Origin of the sequence: Micromonospora sp. NBC_00362 (assembly GCF_026342155.1) — a bacterium.
Lineage (GTDB): Bacteria > Actinomycetota > Actinomycetes > Mycobacteriales > Micromonosporaceae > Micromonospora > Micromonospora hortensis.
Map to the genome: position 1 here is coordinate 663,009 of NZ_JAPENH010000001.1, position 14,687 is coordinate 677,695.

Consider the following 14,687-nt stretch of genomic DNA (forward strand, 5'->3'; position numbering starts at 1 on the left):
TGGCGCCACCCCACGACGGCTTGGTCAGTTGGGGTTGTTGGCGTGGGTCAGCGTCTCCCAGGCGACGAAGAGGTTGTTGGTGCCGGCCGGGCGTTGTTGCAGCGTGAGGGTCTGGGTGTTGGTCATGACGTTGCCCAGCCGGGTGCTCATCGCGTTGAAGCCGACCTCGGTGATCGGCCCGAGGCCCCGGGTGAGGCTGCCGCCGCAGAGCCACGAGGGTGGCGCCTCGCCGAGCTGGTAGCGCGAGTGGAAGCCGAGCGCCTGACGCAGCCGCTCACCGACCTGTGGGTGCAGGTCCCGTCCCTGGATCCGTGAGGTCTCCGCGACGTGCGAGATGGCGGAGATCCCGTACCCGGTGTGGACGAAGTCGCGGCAGGTCTCCTGGGCGAGGCCGGCGACGAAGGTGGACTGGCCCTGCCAGTAGCCGATGATCTCCGCGCTGGTGTCCAGGCCGCTGCCGGGCATCGTGTACGGCAACGCGCCGTCGCTGGGCAGGTAGACGAAGGCACGGGTGCGGTTGAGGAAGCGGCTGACCGCCGCGTCGTAGGCGGACCGGTCCTCCAGGAAGACCGAGATGCCGACGGCGGCCTCCATCATGGTCAGTTCCCAGTTGCCATTGCTGTTCGACCCGTTGCGCACCACCGGCAGGTAGACGTTGCGCAGCATGGTGGCGAAGCGGTTGGCGTTGGGCCAACTCGTGTACGTGTACTTGATGATCTCGGCGGCCCGGGGCCAGACCGAGGCGGCCCAGCCGGTCTGCAGTGGGGCGTTGCTGCCGGTGTGGGCGGTGATGGTGGCCGACCACGCGTCCATGATCTGGATCGACTTCTGCGCGTACCGGGCGTCACCGGTGACGTACCAGGCGAGCGCGTCGGTGTACGCGGCGATCGCGTCCTCCCGCTCGTCGGTGCAGCCGTTGTTCGGGTTGGAGTAGGAACCGCACTCGACCACCGAACGGGGCGCCGGGGTGCGCGACAGGGAGGCGTACCGGCTGCCCATCATCTGGTTGTAGGCCGCCGCCCACGGCTGCGCGCCGGCCTGCACCCGGCCACGGACGAAGTCGAGCTGGCCTCGGCTGACCAGCACGCCCGGGTGGGTGAAACCACCGGAGGGCGGCGGTGTGGTGCCGCCGCCGGTGGGCAGTGCCCAGGTCTGGTTGGCGGTGCCGGTGCAGCTCCAGATCTGCAGCGGGGTGCCGTCGGCCGAGCTGGGGCCGGTCGCGTCGAGGCACTTGCCCGAGGTCGGGTTGACCAGTTGCCCGGCGCTGGGCGACCACTGCTGTGCTCCGGTGCCGTTGCAGTCGTAGATCTGCACCCGGGCGCCGTTGGCGGTGCTGGCGGCGGCGATGTCCAGGCACCTGCCCAGCGCCCGGATCGTGCCGTCGTCGGCCACCGTCCACTGTTGTGCCGTGGAGCCGTTGCAGGTGAAGAGCTGCACCGGTGTGTTGTTGGCAGGGTTCGCGGCGGCCACGTCGACGCACTTGCCGCCGTACCCGGTGATGGCGCCCGTCGCGGCCGCCGCCGCGGGCGATGCGCCGACGATCAGGCCGGTCGGTACGGCGAGCAGGGCCGCGGCGAGCGCGGAGGTCAGTCTGATGCGGGGGCGGCGGGGCAGGAGCCCGGCCGATCGTCGCGCCATGTGGGGGGTCCTTCCGGGCGGCGAAACAACTGTAAAGCGTGTTAATCATTACAGTCATACACACCGATATCAATGTCTTCGTCGCCACGGATGCCGTTACGGGTGCATGGACGCACCCTTGAGCACCTTGTCCACCACGTTGCGCGGCGCATGCAGCGCCAGGCCCACCAGGTCGAGCTTCTCCCGTCCGACCGCCTGCACAGCGGCGCGGTTGTCCCGGTCGTTGCCGGTGGCGAACAGCTCGGACGTGAAGATCGCCAGCCGCAGGCCACGGGCCAGGGCGCGCGAGTGCGCACCGGCCACCGTCGCCCGGTCCCCGGCGAAGACCAGCACCGGCTGGCCGAACATCGGCAGGTAGCTGGTGCCGTCCGCGTCGCAATACTCCTCGCCGACAAGCTCCGGCAGCGTGCTCGCGATGCCGCTGACCAGGAAGGCCGTGACGTTCAGCCGTTGCCAGCTCGCCAGGTCGTTGCGGAGCAGTACGGCGATCTTGGTGGGAAAGCGGATCGGTTCGGTCATGCCGTCGAGCCTGCCCGCCCCGACGCCTGTCGGTCTTGTACGTTCTTAGCGTGGACACCCGCCGGGCGGGCTCGCACGTCAGCGCGTGGCGACCCGCGGTAGCCGGGGTCGCCGAGGTCTTCCACGCCCACTTCGTCGACCACGCCTACCCCCGGCACATCCACGACGTGTGGACGCTGTTGATCGTCGACGACGGCGCGGTCCGCTTCGACCTGGACCGGCACCGGCACGGCGCGCTGCGCACGTCGGTCACCCTCCTGCCGCCGTACGTGCCGCACGACGGCAGCTCCGCCACACCGGACGGCTTCCGCAAGCGGGTCCTGTACCTCGACACCTCGGCGCTCGACGCCGAGCTGGTCGGCCGGGCCGTCGACGAACCGGACCTGGCCGATCCGCAGCTGCGCGACCGGATCCACCACCTGCACCAGGTGCTCGCCACACCCGGCGACGAGTTCGAGGCCGAGAGCCGGCTGGCGTTCATCCTGGACCGGCTCCGCCGTCAGCTCCGCCAGCGCTCCCCGGCAGGTGTCCTGCCTCCTGGACGCGGCCTCGCTGTGCGACTACGGGAGCTGCTCGACGCCCGGACCGTCGAGGGCGTCACGCTGGGGGAGGCGGCGGAGCTGCTGCACGCCCACCCGACCCACCTGGTCCGGACGTTCACCCAGGCGCACGGTGTGCCACCGCACTCGTACCTGACCGGCCGTCGGGTCGAGCTGGCGCGTCGCCTGCTCCTCGCCGGGCAGCGGCCCGTCGAGACCGCCGTCGCGGCCGGGTTCTTCGACCAGGCGCACCTGACCCGCCACTTCCGGCGTTACCTGGGCGTCAGCCCGGCCCGCTATCCCCGACCGAGCTGATCGCCGTCAGACGAGCTGACCGCCGATGACGGCGAGCAGGCGCAGCTTCTCGTCGCTCGGCGACCCGGGTACGGCGGTGAAGACCAACAGTGTCTGTGACTGGTCGGGATCCACCAGCGTCTGGCAGTGCAGCTCCAACGCCCCGACCTCCGGGTGCACGAAGTGCTTCGGTGGGCAGTAGCCGGCGGGCACCGGGTGCTCCCGCCACAGTTGCGCGAACTCCGGGCTCCTGGCCAGCAGGTCGTCGACGACCGCGGCGGCCCGCGAGCCGCGCCCGTCGCGGGTGTACGCCGCGTGCAGGTGCGCCACGAGCAGTCGACTCTGCGTCTGGTGGTCCTGCGCCGGGTGCAGCTGCCGTGCCGTCGGGTCGGTGAACCAGCGGTGGTGCGCGCTGCGCGCCAACCCGGTGTACCGGGTCTCGTCACCGAGCAGGGCGACGGCCGGGGCGGTCTGCGCCAGGGTCTCGCCCAGGTGGTTCACCACCTGGGCCGGGGTGTCGTGCATCCGGTCGAGGATGCGCATCATTCCCGGGTTCACGTGGTCGGCCCGCACCGCGCGGCGCGGAACGGCGTGACCGGCGAGCTGGAACAGGTGGTCGCGTTCGGCGAGGGTGAGCCGCAGGCCCCGGGCCAGGGCGGCGAGCATCTGCTCCGAGGGGTGCGGTCCGCGCTGCTGCTCCAACCGGCTGTAGTAGTCGGTGGACATCCCGCTCAACGTGGCGACTTCCTCGCGCCGTAGCCCTCCGGTACGCCGACGGGGGCCCCGGGGCAACCCGACGTCCTCGGGCTGGAGCGCCTCGCGGCGGGTGCGCAGGAAGCTGGCGAGTTGGGCGCGGTCCACGGGTGTCTCCGATCGGTGGGTGCCGGTGGGCGGACCGGCACATGGATTGCAACAGACCATCCCTGCCCCGGTGTTCCACCCCGCGCCCCGGCCCCGCCCCGCCCCCGCCCCGCCCTTTGATCTCGCGATCTTGCACTTTCTGTCGAGACATAAGGGTTGTAACACCCCATGTCGGCAACCGAAAGTGCAAGATCGGCGCGGGCGGGGCGGGGCGGGGCGCGCGGGGCGGGGCGGGCGCGGGGGCGGGGGCTGGTGCGGTTAGCGCTGGATGGACTTGGTTTCCAGGAACTCCTCCAGCCCGAAGCGGCCGAACTCGCGGCCGTTGCCGGAGTGCTTGTAGCCGCCGAACGGGGCGAGCGGGTTCCAGTGGCCGGCGTTCACGTCGACCTGGCCCACGCGCAGCCGCCGGGCGATCGCCAACGCGTGCTCCGGCTCACCGAAGACGCCGCTGGTCAGGCCGTACAGCGTGCCGTTGGCGATGGCCACGGCCTCCTCCTCGTCGGCGTAGGGGATGATCGTCAGCACCGGGCCGAAGATCTCCTCCTGGGCGATCGCGGAGGCCGGGTCGACGTCGGCGAAGATCGTCGGCTGGACGTAGGCCCCGACGGTCAGCCCCTCGGGCCGCTGCGGGCCGCCGAACACGAGCCGGGCGCCGTCGGCGATGCCCCGCTCGATGTAGCCGACGACCTTTTGCCGGTGGGTCTCGGACGCCATCGGGCCGATCCGGGTGGCCTCGTCGCCCGGGTCGCCGACGGTGTACTGCTTCGCGGCCTCGACGGCCAACGCCACGACCTCGTCCTGGCGGGAGGCGGGTACCAGCATCCGCGGCCACGCGCCGCAGACCTGACCGCCGTTGCTGAACGCCATCATGAGACCCCGCTCGACAGCGGCGGGCAGGTCGGCGTCGTCGAGGATGATGTTCGCGCCCTTGCCGCCCAGCTCCAGCGCGACCCGCTTGACGGTCGCCGCGGCCACCGCGGAGATCCGCTGCCCGGCCCGGGTGGAGCCGGTGAAGGAGATCATGTCGATGTCCGGGTGGGCGGAGATCGCCTCGCCGACGGTCGCGCCGGTGCCGTAGACGACGTTGAAGACACCCGCCGGTACGCCGGCCTCGGCGGCGGCCTCGGCGAGGACGCGCGCGGTCAGCGGGGCGTTCTCGGACGGCTTGAAGACCATCGTGTTGCCAGCGAGCAGGGCCGGCGCCAGCTTGGAGACGATCTGCTGGAGCGGGAAGTTCCACGGCGTGATCGCGCCGACGACACCGATCGGCTCGCGGACGATCAGCGAGTTGCCGACCTCCTCGGTCCAGGCGAAGTCGTCGGCCAGGCCGGCGACGGACTCGACCACGGCGGCCGGGAACGCGACCTGGGCGGTCCGGGACATACCGATCGGAGAGCCCATCTCGGCGGTGATCGCCTGAGCGATCTCCTCCGTGCGGGCGGCGAGGCCGGCGCCGAGGCGGCGCAGCACGTCCGCCCGGTGCTGCGGGGTGGTCGCCGACCAGGCCGGGAAGGCGGCTCGGGCGGCGGCGACGGCGCTGTCGACGTCGGCGGCGGTGCCGGCCGGGGTCTCGGCGACGACCTCGCCGGTGGCCGGGTTCACGACGGGAAGGGTGCCGGCGGAGCCGGTGACGGTCTCGCCACCGATCCAGTGGCCGGCGACGGTGTAGGTGGAAGGTGTCATGGACCGACCGTCGCACCGCCGCCGAACCCCAACCAGGTGCGGTTTATCCACGGTTCCGCGATCCCTGGCTGGGGCTCGGCCCCCTCAGAGCGCGAGGACGATCCGGCCGGCGGTGGTGCCGGCGTCCTGTCGGGCCCAGGCCTCCGCGATGGCGTCGAACGGCACTATCTCGTGGTCGACGGTGAGCCGGCCGGCCGCCGCGTGCCCGGCCACCACTGTCAGCGCGGCGGCCCGCTCGGCGGTCGACAACCCGTTGTTGGTGTAGCCGATCATCCGCAACGCGCCGCTGCGCAGCACGGCGGACTCGATGGGTGCTGTCGCGCCGGCCGCGCTACCTAGGTTGACCAATCGCCCACCCGGGCGCAGCACCCGCAACGCCGCCGCGGCCGGGACACCGAAGACCGGGTCGAGGACGAGGTCGACCGGCCCGTCGGCGGCGTGGCGCAGCCGGTCGGCCATCGACGCGACATCGTCGTCGGGGAGCAGCGGGACCGCGACGGCGGCGCCGAGTTCCTCGGCGCGGGCCCGCGCCGCGGCCGACCGGGCCACGGCGATGACCCGGCGGGCGCCACCGAGCAGGGCGAGCTGGACGGCGGCCTGACCGACCACACCCCCGGCGCCGAGCACGATGACCTGTTCGCCGGCCGCGAGGCCGCCGGCGTGGGTCAGCGCCGCGTGCGCGGCGACAGCGGAGAGGCCGAGGGCCGCGAGCAGGGTCAGCGGTACGCCGGCCGGCAGCGCCACCACGTCGACGGTGGGCACTGTGACGGTGGTCGCCATGCTGCCGTCGACACCGGAGCGCATCCCGGCCGACGTGCCGAACCAGACCGCGGTGCCGTCGGCGAGCCGACCGACCCCCTGCACACCCGGCACGTACGGGGTGCTCGGCGGTCCGAAGTAGCTGGTGCCGCTGGCGCAGAGCACGTCCAGCGGGGTGATCGGCACGGCCTCGACGGTGACCGCCACCGCACCGTCGGCCGGTACGGGCACCGGCCGCTCGGCGATCGTCGGTGCGGCGCCGCAGGTGGTGAGCACAGCCGCGCGGATCACGTCGCGATGTCCGGGTAGGGCATCGAGAAGTGGGCCAGTCGCGCGCCGTAGGACTTCTGGTATTCCAGCGGCTGCGTGTTGTCCCGCTCGAAGAGGGCAATGAAGAGGGTCAGGGTGAGGAACGGGTGCGCGCCCAACTCGAAGAGCTTCACGTGGTCGTGGGTGGCCAACGCCTCGCGCTCCACGTCGTCGAAGCGCAACCAGGTGCTCGCCTCGCCGGTGTGGCAGTTCAGCACCGTGTTGGCGCACTCGGCCTCCCACCAGGCGACCAGCTCACGCGGCTCGCTGCGGTAGCGCTCGACCAGTTCCGGGTCCCGGTCGACCATGAAGAGGAACTTGTTCAGCAGATACTTGCTCATGCCGGCGCTCCGTTCGGGTACCAGGTGAAGTACGCCTCCATGGTGTGGAACAGATCGAGCGTGTCCACGTAGTCGGCCTTCACGCCGGCGCCGGCCACGCCCATCATCAGCATGAAGTCCATGAAGCCGTGGGTGGCGTTGCCCGGCGAGTGCAGGCTGTCCAGGGTGACCTCGCGCAGGCACTCGTCCAGGTCGCCGTTGGCGATCCACTCGACGGCCCGCTGGTCGAACTCCGGGTCCGGGCCGTGCGGGCCGAACTGCCGGGGGCCGCCCAGCTCCAGTGAGAGGTGGCCGGTGCCGATGACCGCCACCCGCAGGTGCGACGGCCACGACTCGACGATGTCGCGGATGCTCTGGCCGAGCTGGACGAAACGCTTCGGCTGCGGCAGCGGCGGCGCGAAGATGTTGGTGTAGATCGGCACGATCGGCAGGTCGGCCTCGGGCCGCAGCGTGATGATCGGGCAGGTGATGCTGTGGTCGATGCGCAGCTCGTTGCTGAACGCGAGGTCGAAGCCGGCGTCGAGCCCGGCCCGCAGGATGTGCCCGGACAGGTCCTCCTGGCCCTTGAGCAGCATCCGGGGCAGCCCGAACTCGCGCTCCTCGTTGTACCAGTTGGCGTCGTAGTGGGGCGCCTTGCCGACCAGGAACTGTGGCATGTTGTCCAGCCAGAGTTGGTGGAAGTGGTCGGAGCCGACCATCACCAGCACGTCGGGCCGGGCTCGGGTCAACGTCTCCCGGAACGCCAGGATCTTGCGGGTCCACTCGTCGGCGAACGGTGGCCGATCCTCGCCGGTCGCGGTGCTGGCCCGGTAGTAGAAGGGGTGGTGGGTGGAGGCGATGACCGCGACGATGGAGGCCATTCCCGCTCCTTTCGGGGGTGGAAGAGCAGATCAGGGTTCGTAGACGGCGTTGCGGTCGACGGTGCGGTAGATGTCCATGCCGAGCGGTCGTCGTCGCTCCTCGGCGAGGTGCCCGAGCAGCCCCGCCGCGCGGGCCAGCAGGGCGAAACCGCGCAGCATCTCGACCGGGAGCCCGAGGTCGGCGAGGGCCGCCCCGCAGACTCCGGCGCCGTTGAGCGGCAGGGTGCGGCCGAGCACCTGCGGGTGGACGCGTCCGATCGCCTCGAACAGCCGCAGGTGCGGGCCATGCAGACCCTCCTCGGTGGCGATCCTGATCAGCACGGGGGTGCGTGGGTCCTGCTCCTTGTGCACGGGGTGCCCGAGCCCGGGGACCAGTCGACGCTCCCGCTTGGCCCGGGTGACCGCGTCGAGCGCCACCGCGTCGTAGTCGGTCACGTCGCCGGCCTGGGCGAGCGTGTCGGCGAGGAAGCGTCCACAGTCCTCGGTGACACCGAGAAAGCGGGAGCCGCCGCCGAGCAGGCCGGCGGCGAGCGCGCCCTGCAACGACTCGGGCGCGGACAGGTACGTCAGCCGGGCGGCGATCGCCGTCGGCGTGAAGCCGTGGTCGGCGAGGGCCACCAGCACCGCCTCGAAGACCCGTACCTCACCCAGGGTGGGGCGGCGGCCGGCGACCAGCCAGTACGCCAGCTCGCCGAAGCCCACAGTGCCCATGAGGTCGGCGGCCAGGTCCTGCCCGAGCAGGGAGATGGTGGTCGGGTCGGAGGTGCCGATCCCGGTGGGGAAGCTCAGTTCTTCAGCCACGCGCGGATCTCCTCGCCGTGTTCGTCGAGCCCCGGCGGCGGCAGCTCGTACCGGGCCGGGGTGTCGGAGAAGGTGATGGGGTTGCGGACACCGGGCACGTCTCCGACGGTGACGACCGGGTCGAGGCCCAGCTCCTCGGCGAGCGCCACACCACCGTCGATGGTGTTGATCGGCGCGCACGGGACGCCGGCGGCGAGCAGGTCCCGGAACCACTCGTCAGTGGTCCGCTTGGCGAGGCGTTCGACAAGCAGCGGCCGCAGTTGTTCCCGGTTGGCCGTGCGGTCCTGGTTGCGGCCGAAGCGCCTGTCGTCCGGCAGGCCGGGCAGGTCGAGCACCTGGCAGAGCTTGCGGAACTGCCCGTCGTTGCCGGCGATGACGATCAGGTCGCCGTCGGCGGTGGGCAGTGGCTCGTACGGGAAGAGGCTGGGGTGCGCGTTGCCCATCCGGAACGGGACGGTGCCGCCCGCGACGTAGCCGCTGGAGTGGTTGACCAACCCGGACAGCGCCGAGCTGAGCAGGTTGACCTCGACGTGCTGGCCTCGTCCGGTCTCGCCACGGTGGTGCAGCGCGGCGAGGATGCCGATGCTGGCGTGCAGCCCGGCCATCACGTCGAAGACGGAGATGCCGGCCCGGTACGGCGATCCGTCCGGGTCGCCGGTGAGGCTCATCAGGCCCGAGATCGCCTGCACCATGAGGTCGTAGCCGGGGAAGTCCTTACCGGCGCCGGTGCCGAAGCCGCTGATGCTCGCGTACACGATCTTGTCGTTGTTCGCGGTGACGGTGTCGTAGTCGAGGCCGAACCGGGCGAGGCCACCGGGCCGGAAGTTCTCGATCAGCACGTCGGCGCGGCGGGCCAACTCCTGCGCGGCGGCCAGGTCGTCGGGTTTCCTGAGGTCCAGGGCGACCGACCGCTTGTTGCGGTTGATGCCGAGGTAGTACGTCGAGACCCCGTCGCGGGTGGGCGGCATCCAGGTGCGGGTGTCGTCGCCACCGGGGCTCTCCACTTTGATCACCTGGGCGCCCAGGTCGGCCAGGAGCATCGTCGCGTACGGCCCGGCGAGGATCCGGGAGAAGTCCGCGACGAGCAGGCCGGCCAGTGGGCCTGTCGAATGCTGCACCATGTTTCCGCCCGTTCTGCGGACACCTGTCCGCCGGGACAGCATGCGACGCCGCACGGTGCGTGTCAACGGTGTGTTCGTCGATCGGGACCACCCTCTTGACACGCTTCGTGACCGGGACCACACTTGCGCCACTCGGGCTGGCCGCACAGCGGACAACGGTCCGGATTCCCCTCGTACTCCGAAAGGAATGGGTGGCGAATGAGCGCAACCGACCGGCCGGTGGTCTTCCGTAACGGCCTGGTTCTCACCATGGACGACGCGCGCACGGTGCTGCCCGGCGCCGACGTGCTGGTCGTCGGCGGCCGGATCGCGCAGGTCGGCGTCGGCCTCACCGCACCCGACGACGCCCTGGAGATCGACGCCACCGACGGCATCCTCATGCCCGGCATGGTCGACACCCACCGGCACCTGTGGCAGACCGCGATGCGCGGGTACGGCGCCGACTGGACCCTGACCCAGTACTTCGTCTGGTACTACCTCGAGTCGGGCAAGCTGTTCCGGCCCGAGGACGTCTACGCCGGCAACCTGCTCGGCGCGATCGAGGCGATCGACGCCGGCGTCACCACCACTGTCGACTGGTCGCACGGGTTGCAGACACCCGAGCACGCCGACGCCGCCGTGGACGCCCTGGAGGCGGTCGACGGACGGTTCGTGCTCGCCTACGGCAACATCCAGCAGGGGCCGTGGGAGTGGGCCACCTCGCCGGAGTTCCGCGACTTCCACCGCCGCCGCATCGACGGTGGCAAGCTGGCCGGCTTCCAGTTGGCGTTCGACGTCACCGGTGACCCCGCCTTCCCGGAACGGGCCGCGTTCGAGGTGGCCCGTGAACTGGGCGTCGCGGTGACCACCCACGCGGGCGTGTGGGGCGCCACCAACGACGACGGCATCCGGCTGATGCACGAGAACGGGTTCATGAACCCGTCCACCGTGTACGTGCACGCGGCGACGCTCACCCAGGACTCGTACAACCGGATCGCCGCGACCGGCGGCTCGGTCTCCGTCTCGACAGAGAGTGAGCAGAGCGCCGGCCAGGGTTACCCACCCACCTGGCAGTTGCGCCACCACGACATCCCGGTGTCACTGTCGATGGACACCAGCGTGTGGTGGAGCGGCGACCTCTTCTCCGCGATGCGGAGCACGCTCGGCGCGGACCGCTCCCGGGAGCACCTGGAAGCGCACGCCAAGCAGGAGACCATCAGCCACTGCCACCTGCGCGCCGAGCAGGTCGTCGAGTGGGCCACCCGAGGCGGCGCCCACGCGCTCGGCATGGACGCCACCATCGGCGCGATCACCCCCGGCCGTCAGGCCGACGTCGTCCTGATCAAGAACGACGCCTCGCCGGCGATGTTCCCGATCCTGAACCCGCACGGTCACGTCGTCTTCCAGGCCCAGCGTGCCGACGTGCACACGGTGCTGGTGGGCGGCCGGGTCGTGAAGCGCGACGGCCGCCTCGTCGGCGTCGACCTCGCCGCCGCGCGGGCCAGGGTGGCCGCGACCATCGACCACCTGCGCGAGACGATGGGGGAGGAGGCGTGGCAGCGGGGAATGAACCCGGACGTCCCCGAGACCGCGATCCTGGAGAACCCGTACCAGTACACCGAGTGGGACGCCGGGTCGGCGCAATGGAAGCATTAAGGACATGAGTGACAACGGAAGGGGCGCCGGGCCCGACTTCATCGAGGCTCTCGCCCGTGGCCTCGACGTCCTGCGCTCCTTCCGTCCCGCCTGCCCCTCGATGACGCTCAGCGAACTCGCCGCCGCCACCGGCCTGGCCCGCCCCACCGTCCGGCGCATCCTCATCACGCTCGAATCGCTGGGCTACGTCCGCGCGGTCGGCCGCGGCCACACCCTCACCCCGCGCGTCCTGGAGCTGGGAATGGCGTACGTCAACGCGCTGAACATGTGGGACGTGGCCCGGCCACACATGGAGAAGCTCGTCGCGCAGACCAACGAGTCGACCTCGATGGCCCAACTCGACGGCAGCGACATCGTCTACGTCGCCCGGGTGGCCGTCCCCAAGATCGTCACGCTTGGTGTCACCATCGGCACCCGCTTTCCGGCACCCGCGACGTCGATGGGCAAGGTGCTGCTCGCGGCCCTCCCGCCGGACACGCTGGCGACCGTCCTCGCCGAGCCCAGCCGCTCCGGCATCACACCGCGCTGGCAGCCCGCGCCGGGGGACCTCGACGCCGTGCTGCGCGAGGTCCGGGCGAAGGGCTGGGCGCTCGCCGACCAGGACCTGGCACCGGGGATCAGGTCCGTTGCCACCGGCGTACGCGACGGCGACGGGCGAGTCGTCGCCGCCATCAACGTGACAGTGCACGCCGCCGAGACCTCGCTGGAGACCCTGCGCGAGGAGCACCTACCGAGGTTGCTGCGCGCGGCCGCCGACATCGGGCACGACTGGGCGCTCACCGCCGCCGTTCCGGTGGCCACGGCCTAGGGGCGTGACCTACCGATCCTGAGCTTCGCGCGTCGTCCGGGACAACACGGACACCCGAGCCGATGTCATAGTGCCGCGATGAAGGCAGACCTGCACAGTTACTTGAAGGGCGGCCGCGAGTCGCTGCTGTGGAAGCTCGACGGGCTCGGCGAATACGATATTCGGCGTCCGTTGACCCCGACCGCGACCAACTTGCTCGGTCTGGTGAAGCACGCGGCGGCCATGGAGATCCTCTACTTCGGCGTCGTGTTCAGCCGACCGTTCGAGCAGAAGCTGCCATATGTCGGCGACGAGGCGGAGACCAATGCCGACATGTGGGCGAGCGCGGATGAGACCCGCGAGGAGATCGTCGCACTGTACGGTCGCGCGATCGCCCACGCCGACACGACAATCGATGCCCTTGCCCTGGATGAGGTAGGCCACGTGCCGTGGTGGGGCGATGCAGCGGTCACGTTGCACCACGTCCTGGTCCACGTCATCGCGGAAACCCAACGGCACGCCGGCCACGCCGACATCGTCCGTGAACTCATCGACGGCACGGCCGGGCTGCTGCCCAGCAACGACAACCTGCCCCACGTGGACGAGTCATGGTGGCTGGACCACCGCCAGCGAGTGGAGCAGGCTGCCCTCGACGCCGGCAAGCGCAGCAGCTAGGTCTCTGCCGGTCATGGCAGCCAGTTAGCCGGTCTGCTGCCTGGGCCGGTCTGCCGCGGATCGATCATGGTGACTGAAGTGTCGTATAGCTGTACTAGGTTCGGGTCGTGGTCGAAGAGTTGACGCAGGCAGAGGGCGCCATCGCGGCCTGCGCCGATACGCCCACGTGGGCACGACCCGAGGACGAGTTGATCGCCGCACTCGACACCGCTCACCGCATCGAGCAGCGGCTCGCGGCGGTGAAACTGGCTCTGATCCGTGAGCTCGACGGCCGAGGCGTCCCCACCGCGCAGGGCGCCTCCTCCACTGCGGTCTGGCTCCGCGAACGGTTATGCCTCACCATCCCGGCCGCCCGCCGCCTCGTCGACCTCGCCGAGGTTCTGGACACCGGCAACCCTGGGATACGCCACGCACTGGCCGATGGCCACATCGCCGTCGATCAGGCCCGGGTCATCGCCGACACGGTCGACAGCGTGCAGACCGCCGCCGGTCCCGAGGTCGCCGACAAGGCCCTCGGCGTGCTCGTCGAGTGGGCCGGGCAATTCGATCCCACCCTCTTACGCAAACTCAGCACCCGCATCCTCGACCACGTCGCACCCGACATCGCCGACGCCGCCGCCCAAGCAGCCCTGGACGCCGAGGCCCGCCGTGCCGCCCGCGACCGCCACCTCACCCTCTCCACCCTCAGCGATGGCCGGCTGCGACTCACCGGCATCCTCGACACCGAGACCGCTGGGCTGCTCCGTGCCGCCATCGACCCGCTCAGCGCACCCTCGGGCCCTGACGACCAGCGCTCTCCCGGGCAACGCCGGCACGACGCTCTCAGCGACGTGTGCCGCCTCGTCCTGCGCACCGGCGAGTTGCCCGAGCACGGTGGTGATCCCGCCCAGATCGTCGTCACCACCAGCTACGACGGGTTGACCCGGCAACTCGGCAGCGGTGCCCTCGACACCGGCCTGCGCCTCACCCCCGAGGCCGTGCGCCGCCTCGCCTGCGACGCCGCCATCCTCCCCGCAGTCCTCAACGGAGCCGGCCAACCACTCGATCTTGGCCGACAACGTCGTCTCATCACCGGCTCCCTCCGGCGAGCCCTGGTGCTGCGGGATGGGGGCTGCGCCTTCCCGGGCTGCGACCGACCACCGCGCTGGTGCGACGCCCACCACATCAACCACTGGGCCGACGGCGGCGACACCAGCCTCGCCAACGCCGTCCTGCTCTGCGGCCACCACCACCGGCACCTGCACCACAGCGACTGGGCGGTGCGGCTGGCAGGCGACGGCCACCCCGAGTTCGTGCCACCGGCCTGGCTCGACCCCGAACAGGTCCCCCGCCGCAACCACTACCACCGACGGACGTGAGCATCACCAGCACACACGATCACCCCGGTCAGCAGGCCGTTCGAGTGGCCAGCCCCGCACGCCCCACGGCCAGTGGGCCGATGGAGTGCCCACCCGGCACGGCCCCACGCCTGCGGGTCCGACGCGGAGGGAGGCGCGCAACCAGGGCCCGGCACGGCCCCATTCCCGCGCGTCCACCGACCCGGAGGGAGGCGCGCAACCAGGGCCCGGCACGGCGCCGCCGGTCAACGCCGGTCCGACCCCGCCAGGCGGACGGGACTCACCCCACTCCCGCGCGTCCACCGAGGCGGAGGGAGGCGCGCAACCAGGGCCCGGCACGCAGCTCCGCCGCGATCTCGTACCCGACTCCCTCGTGCGTGCCGGGGGGTAGCGCGATTCTCGGTTCGACATCGCCGCTGTGCCGTGGGTGGACGTGCCAACCCTCACGACGGTGATCGCTTGGCAGCCGCACAGCCGCACAGCCGACCCCCGGGCCGCACTGGGCGAAACACCTAGCTCGCGACTCTG

Annotated in this window: 14 protein-coding genes; 5 read left to right on the forward strand and 9 right to left on the reverse strand. The window is 71.2% G+C overall.

The genetic code is table 11. The features are described from left to right. Window positions 1–24: 24 nt before the first annotated feature. Window positions 25–1,638, reverse strand: a complete 1,614-nt coding sequence (locus tag OG992_RS02815; RefSeq protein ID WP_266302239.1) for a ricin-type beta-trefoil lectin domain protein — start codon at window positions 1,636–1,638, stop codon at window positions 25–27. A gap of 96 nt (window positions 1,639–1,734) precedes the next feature. Beyond that, window positions 1,735–2,157, reverse strand: a complete 423-nt coding sequence (locus tag OG992_RS02820; protein WP_238682513.1) for a DUF2000 domain-containing protein — start codon at window positions 2,155–2,157, stop codon at window positions 1,735–1,737. A gap of 50 nt (window positions 2,158–2,207) precedes the next feature. Here OG992_RS02820 and OG992_RS02825 point away from each other — a divergent pair, with 50 nt between their 5' ends. Then, the gene (locus OG992_RS02825; protein ID WP_266302240.1) at window positions 2,208–3,011 is read left to right on the forward strand and encodes an AraC family transcriptional regulator; all 804 of its coding nucleotides are present in this window, start codon (window positions 2,208–2,210) and stop codon (window positions 3,009–3,011) included. Window positions 3,012–3,017: 6 nt separating this feature from the next. Here OG992_RS02825 and OG992_RS02830 read toward each other — a convergent pair whose 3' ends face one another. The 7 genes from OG992_RS02830 to OG992_RS02860 form a co-directional block, all read right to left on the reverse strand. Further along, window positions 3,018–3,851, reverse strand: a complete 834-nt coding sequence (locus OG992_RS02830) for a helix-turn-helix transcriptional regulator (RefSeq protein ID WP_266302241.1) — start codon at window positions 3,849–3,851, stop codon at window positions 3,018–3,020. A 258-nt stretch (window positions 3,852–4,109) separates the two neighbouring features. Next, window positions 4,110–5,534: an aldehyde dehydrogenase family protein gene (locus tag OG992_RS02835; protein ID WP_238682510.1), complete on the reverse strand. Its 1,425-nt coding sequence runs from the start codon at window positions 5,532–5,534 to the stop codon at window positions 4,110–4,112. A gap of 84 nt (window positions 5,535–5,618) precedes the next feature. Continuing rightward, window positions 5,619–6,584, reverse strand: a complete 966-nt coding sequence (locus tag OG992_RS02840) for a zinc-binding alcohol dehydrogenase family protein (protein WP_266302243.1) — start codon at window positions 6,582–6,584, stop codon at window positions 5,619–5,621. After that, entirely contained in the window at window positions 6,581–6,943 is a 363-nt protein-coding gene (locus OG992_RS02845; RefSeq protein WP_238682508.1) for a hypothetical protein, read from the reverse strand. Before OG992_RS02845 ends, OG992_RS02840 begins: the two co-directional genes overlap by 4 nt. Further along, entirely contained in the window at window positions 6,940–7,803 is an 864-nt protein-coding gene (locus OG992_RS02850) for an extradiol ring-cleavage dioxygenase (RefSeq protein ID WP_238682502.1), read from the reverse strand. Before OG992_RS02850 ends, OG992_RS02845 begins: the two co-directional genes overlap by 4 nt. Before the next feature lie 30 nt (window positions 7,804–7,833). After that, window positions 7,834–8,604 carry a citryl-CoA lyase gene (locus OG992_RS02855; RefSeq protein WP_266302244.1) on the reverse strand — a complete coding sequence of 257 codons (771 nt, stop codon included), beginning with the start codon at window positions 8,602–8,604 and terminating at the stop codon, window positions 7,834–7,836. Further along, window positions 8,589–9,725 (reverse strand): CaiB/BaiF CoA-transferase family protein, encoded by a 1,137-nt coding sequence (locus OG992_RS02860; RefSeq protein WP_266302245.1) that lies wholly within the window; start codon window positions 9,723–9,725, stop codon window positions 8,589–8,591. Before OG992_RS02860 ends, OG992_RS02855 begins: the two co-directional genes overlap by 16 nt. 198 nt (window positions 9,726–9,923) lie before the next feature. Between OG992_RS02860 and OG992_RS02865 the strand changes: the two genes are divergently transcribed. From OG992_RS02865 to OG992_RS02880, 4 genes are all read left to right on the forward strand, one after another. Then, on the forward strand, window positions 9,924–11,360 hold the full coding sequence (locus tag OG992_RS02865; protein WP_266302246.1) for an amidohydrolase family protein: 1,437 nt from the start codon (window positions 9,924–9,926) through the stop codon (window positions 11,358–11,360). Window positions 11,361–11,364: 4 nt separating this feature from the next. Continuing rightward, window positions 11,365–12,168 carry an IclR family transcriptional regulator C-terminal domain-containing protein gene (locus OG992_RS02870; protein WP_238682497.1) on the forward strand — a complete coding sequence of 268 codons (804 nt, stop codon included), beginning with the start codon at window positions 11,365–11,367 and terminating at the stop codon, window positions 12,166–12,168. Window positions 12,169–12,246: 78 nt separating this feature from the next. Next, window positions 12,247–12,822, forward strand: coding sequence for a DinB family protein (locus OG992_RS02875; protein WP_266302247.1), 576 nt, complete (start codon window positions 12,247–12,249; stop codon window positions 12,820–12,822). Between the two features lie 107 nt (window positions 12,823–12,929). After that, entirely contained in the window at window positions 12,930–14,180 is a 1,251-nt protein-coding gene (locus tag OG992_RS02880) for an HNH endonuclease signature motif containing protein (protein WP_266302248.1), read from the forward strand. The last annotated feature ends 507 nt before the right edge of the window (window positions 14,181–14,687 follow it).

Coding starts and splice junctions, on each gene's coding strand:
- OG992_RS02815 (WP_266302239.1), bottom strand. CDS start 1,638: ATGGCGCGACGATCGGCCGGGCTCCTGCCCCGCCGCCCCCGCATCAGA.
- OG992_RS02820 (WP_238682513.1), bottom strand. CDS start 2,157: ATGACCGAACCGATCCGCTTTCCCACCAAGATCGCCGTACTGCTCCGC.
- OG992_RS02835 (WP_238682510.1), bottom strand. CDS start 5,534: ATGACACCTTCCACCTACACCGTCGCCGGCCACTGGATCGGTGGCGAG.
- OG992_RS02845 (WP_238682508.1), bottom strand. CDS start 6,943: ATGAGCAAGTATCTGCTGAACAAGTTCCTCTTCATGGTCGACCGGGAC.
- OG992_RS02850 (WP_238682502.1), bottom strand. CDS start 7,803: ATGGCCTCCATCGTCGCGGTCATCGCCTCCACCCACCACCCCTTCTAC.
- OG992_RS02860 (WP_266302245.1), bottom strand. CDS start 9,725: ATGGTGCAGCATTCGACAGGCCCACTGGCCGGCCTGCTCGTCGCGGAC.
- OG992_RS02865 (WP_266302246.1), top strand. CDS start 9,924: ATGAGCGCAACCGACCGGCCGGTGGTCTTCCGTAACGGCCTGGTTCTC.
- OG992_RS02870 (WP_238682497.1), top strand. CDS start 11,365: ATGAGTGACAACGGAAGGGGCGCCGGGCCCGACTTCATCGAGGCTCTC.
- OG992_RS02875 (WP_266302247.1), top strand. CDS start 12,247: ATGAAGGCAGACCTGCACAGTTACTTGAAGGGCGGCCGCGAGTCGCTG.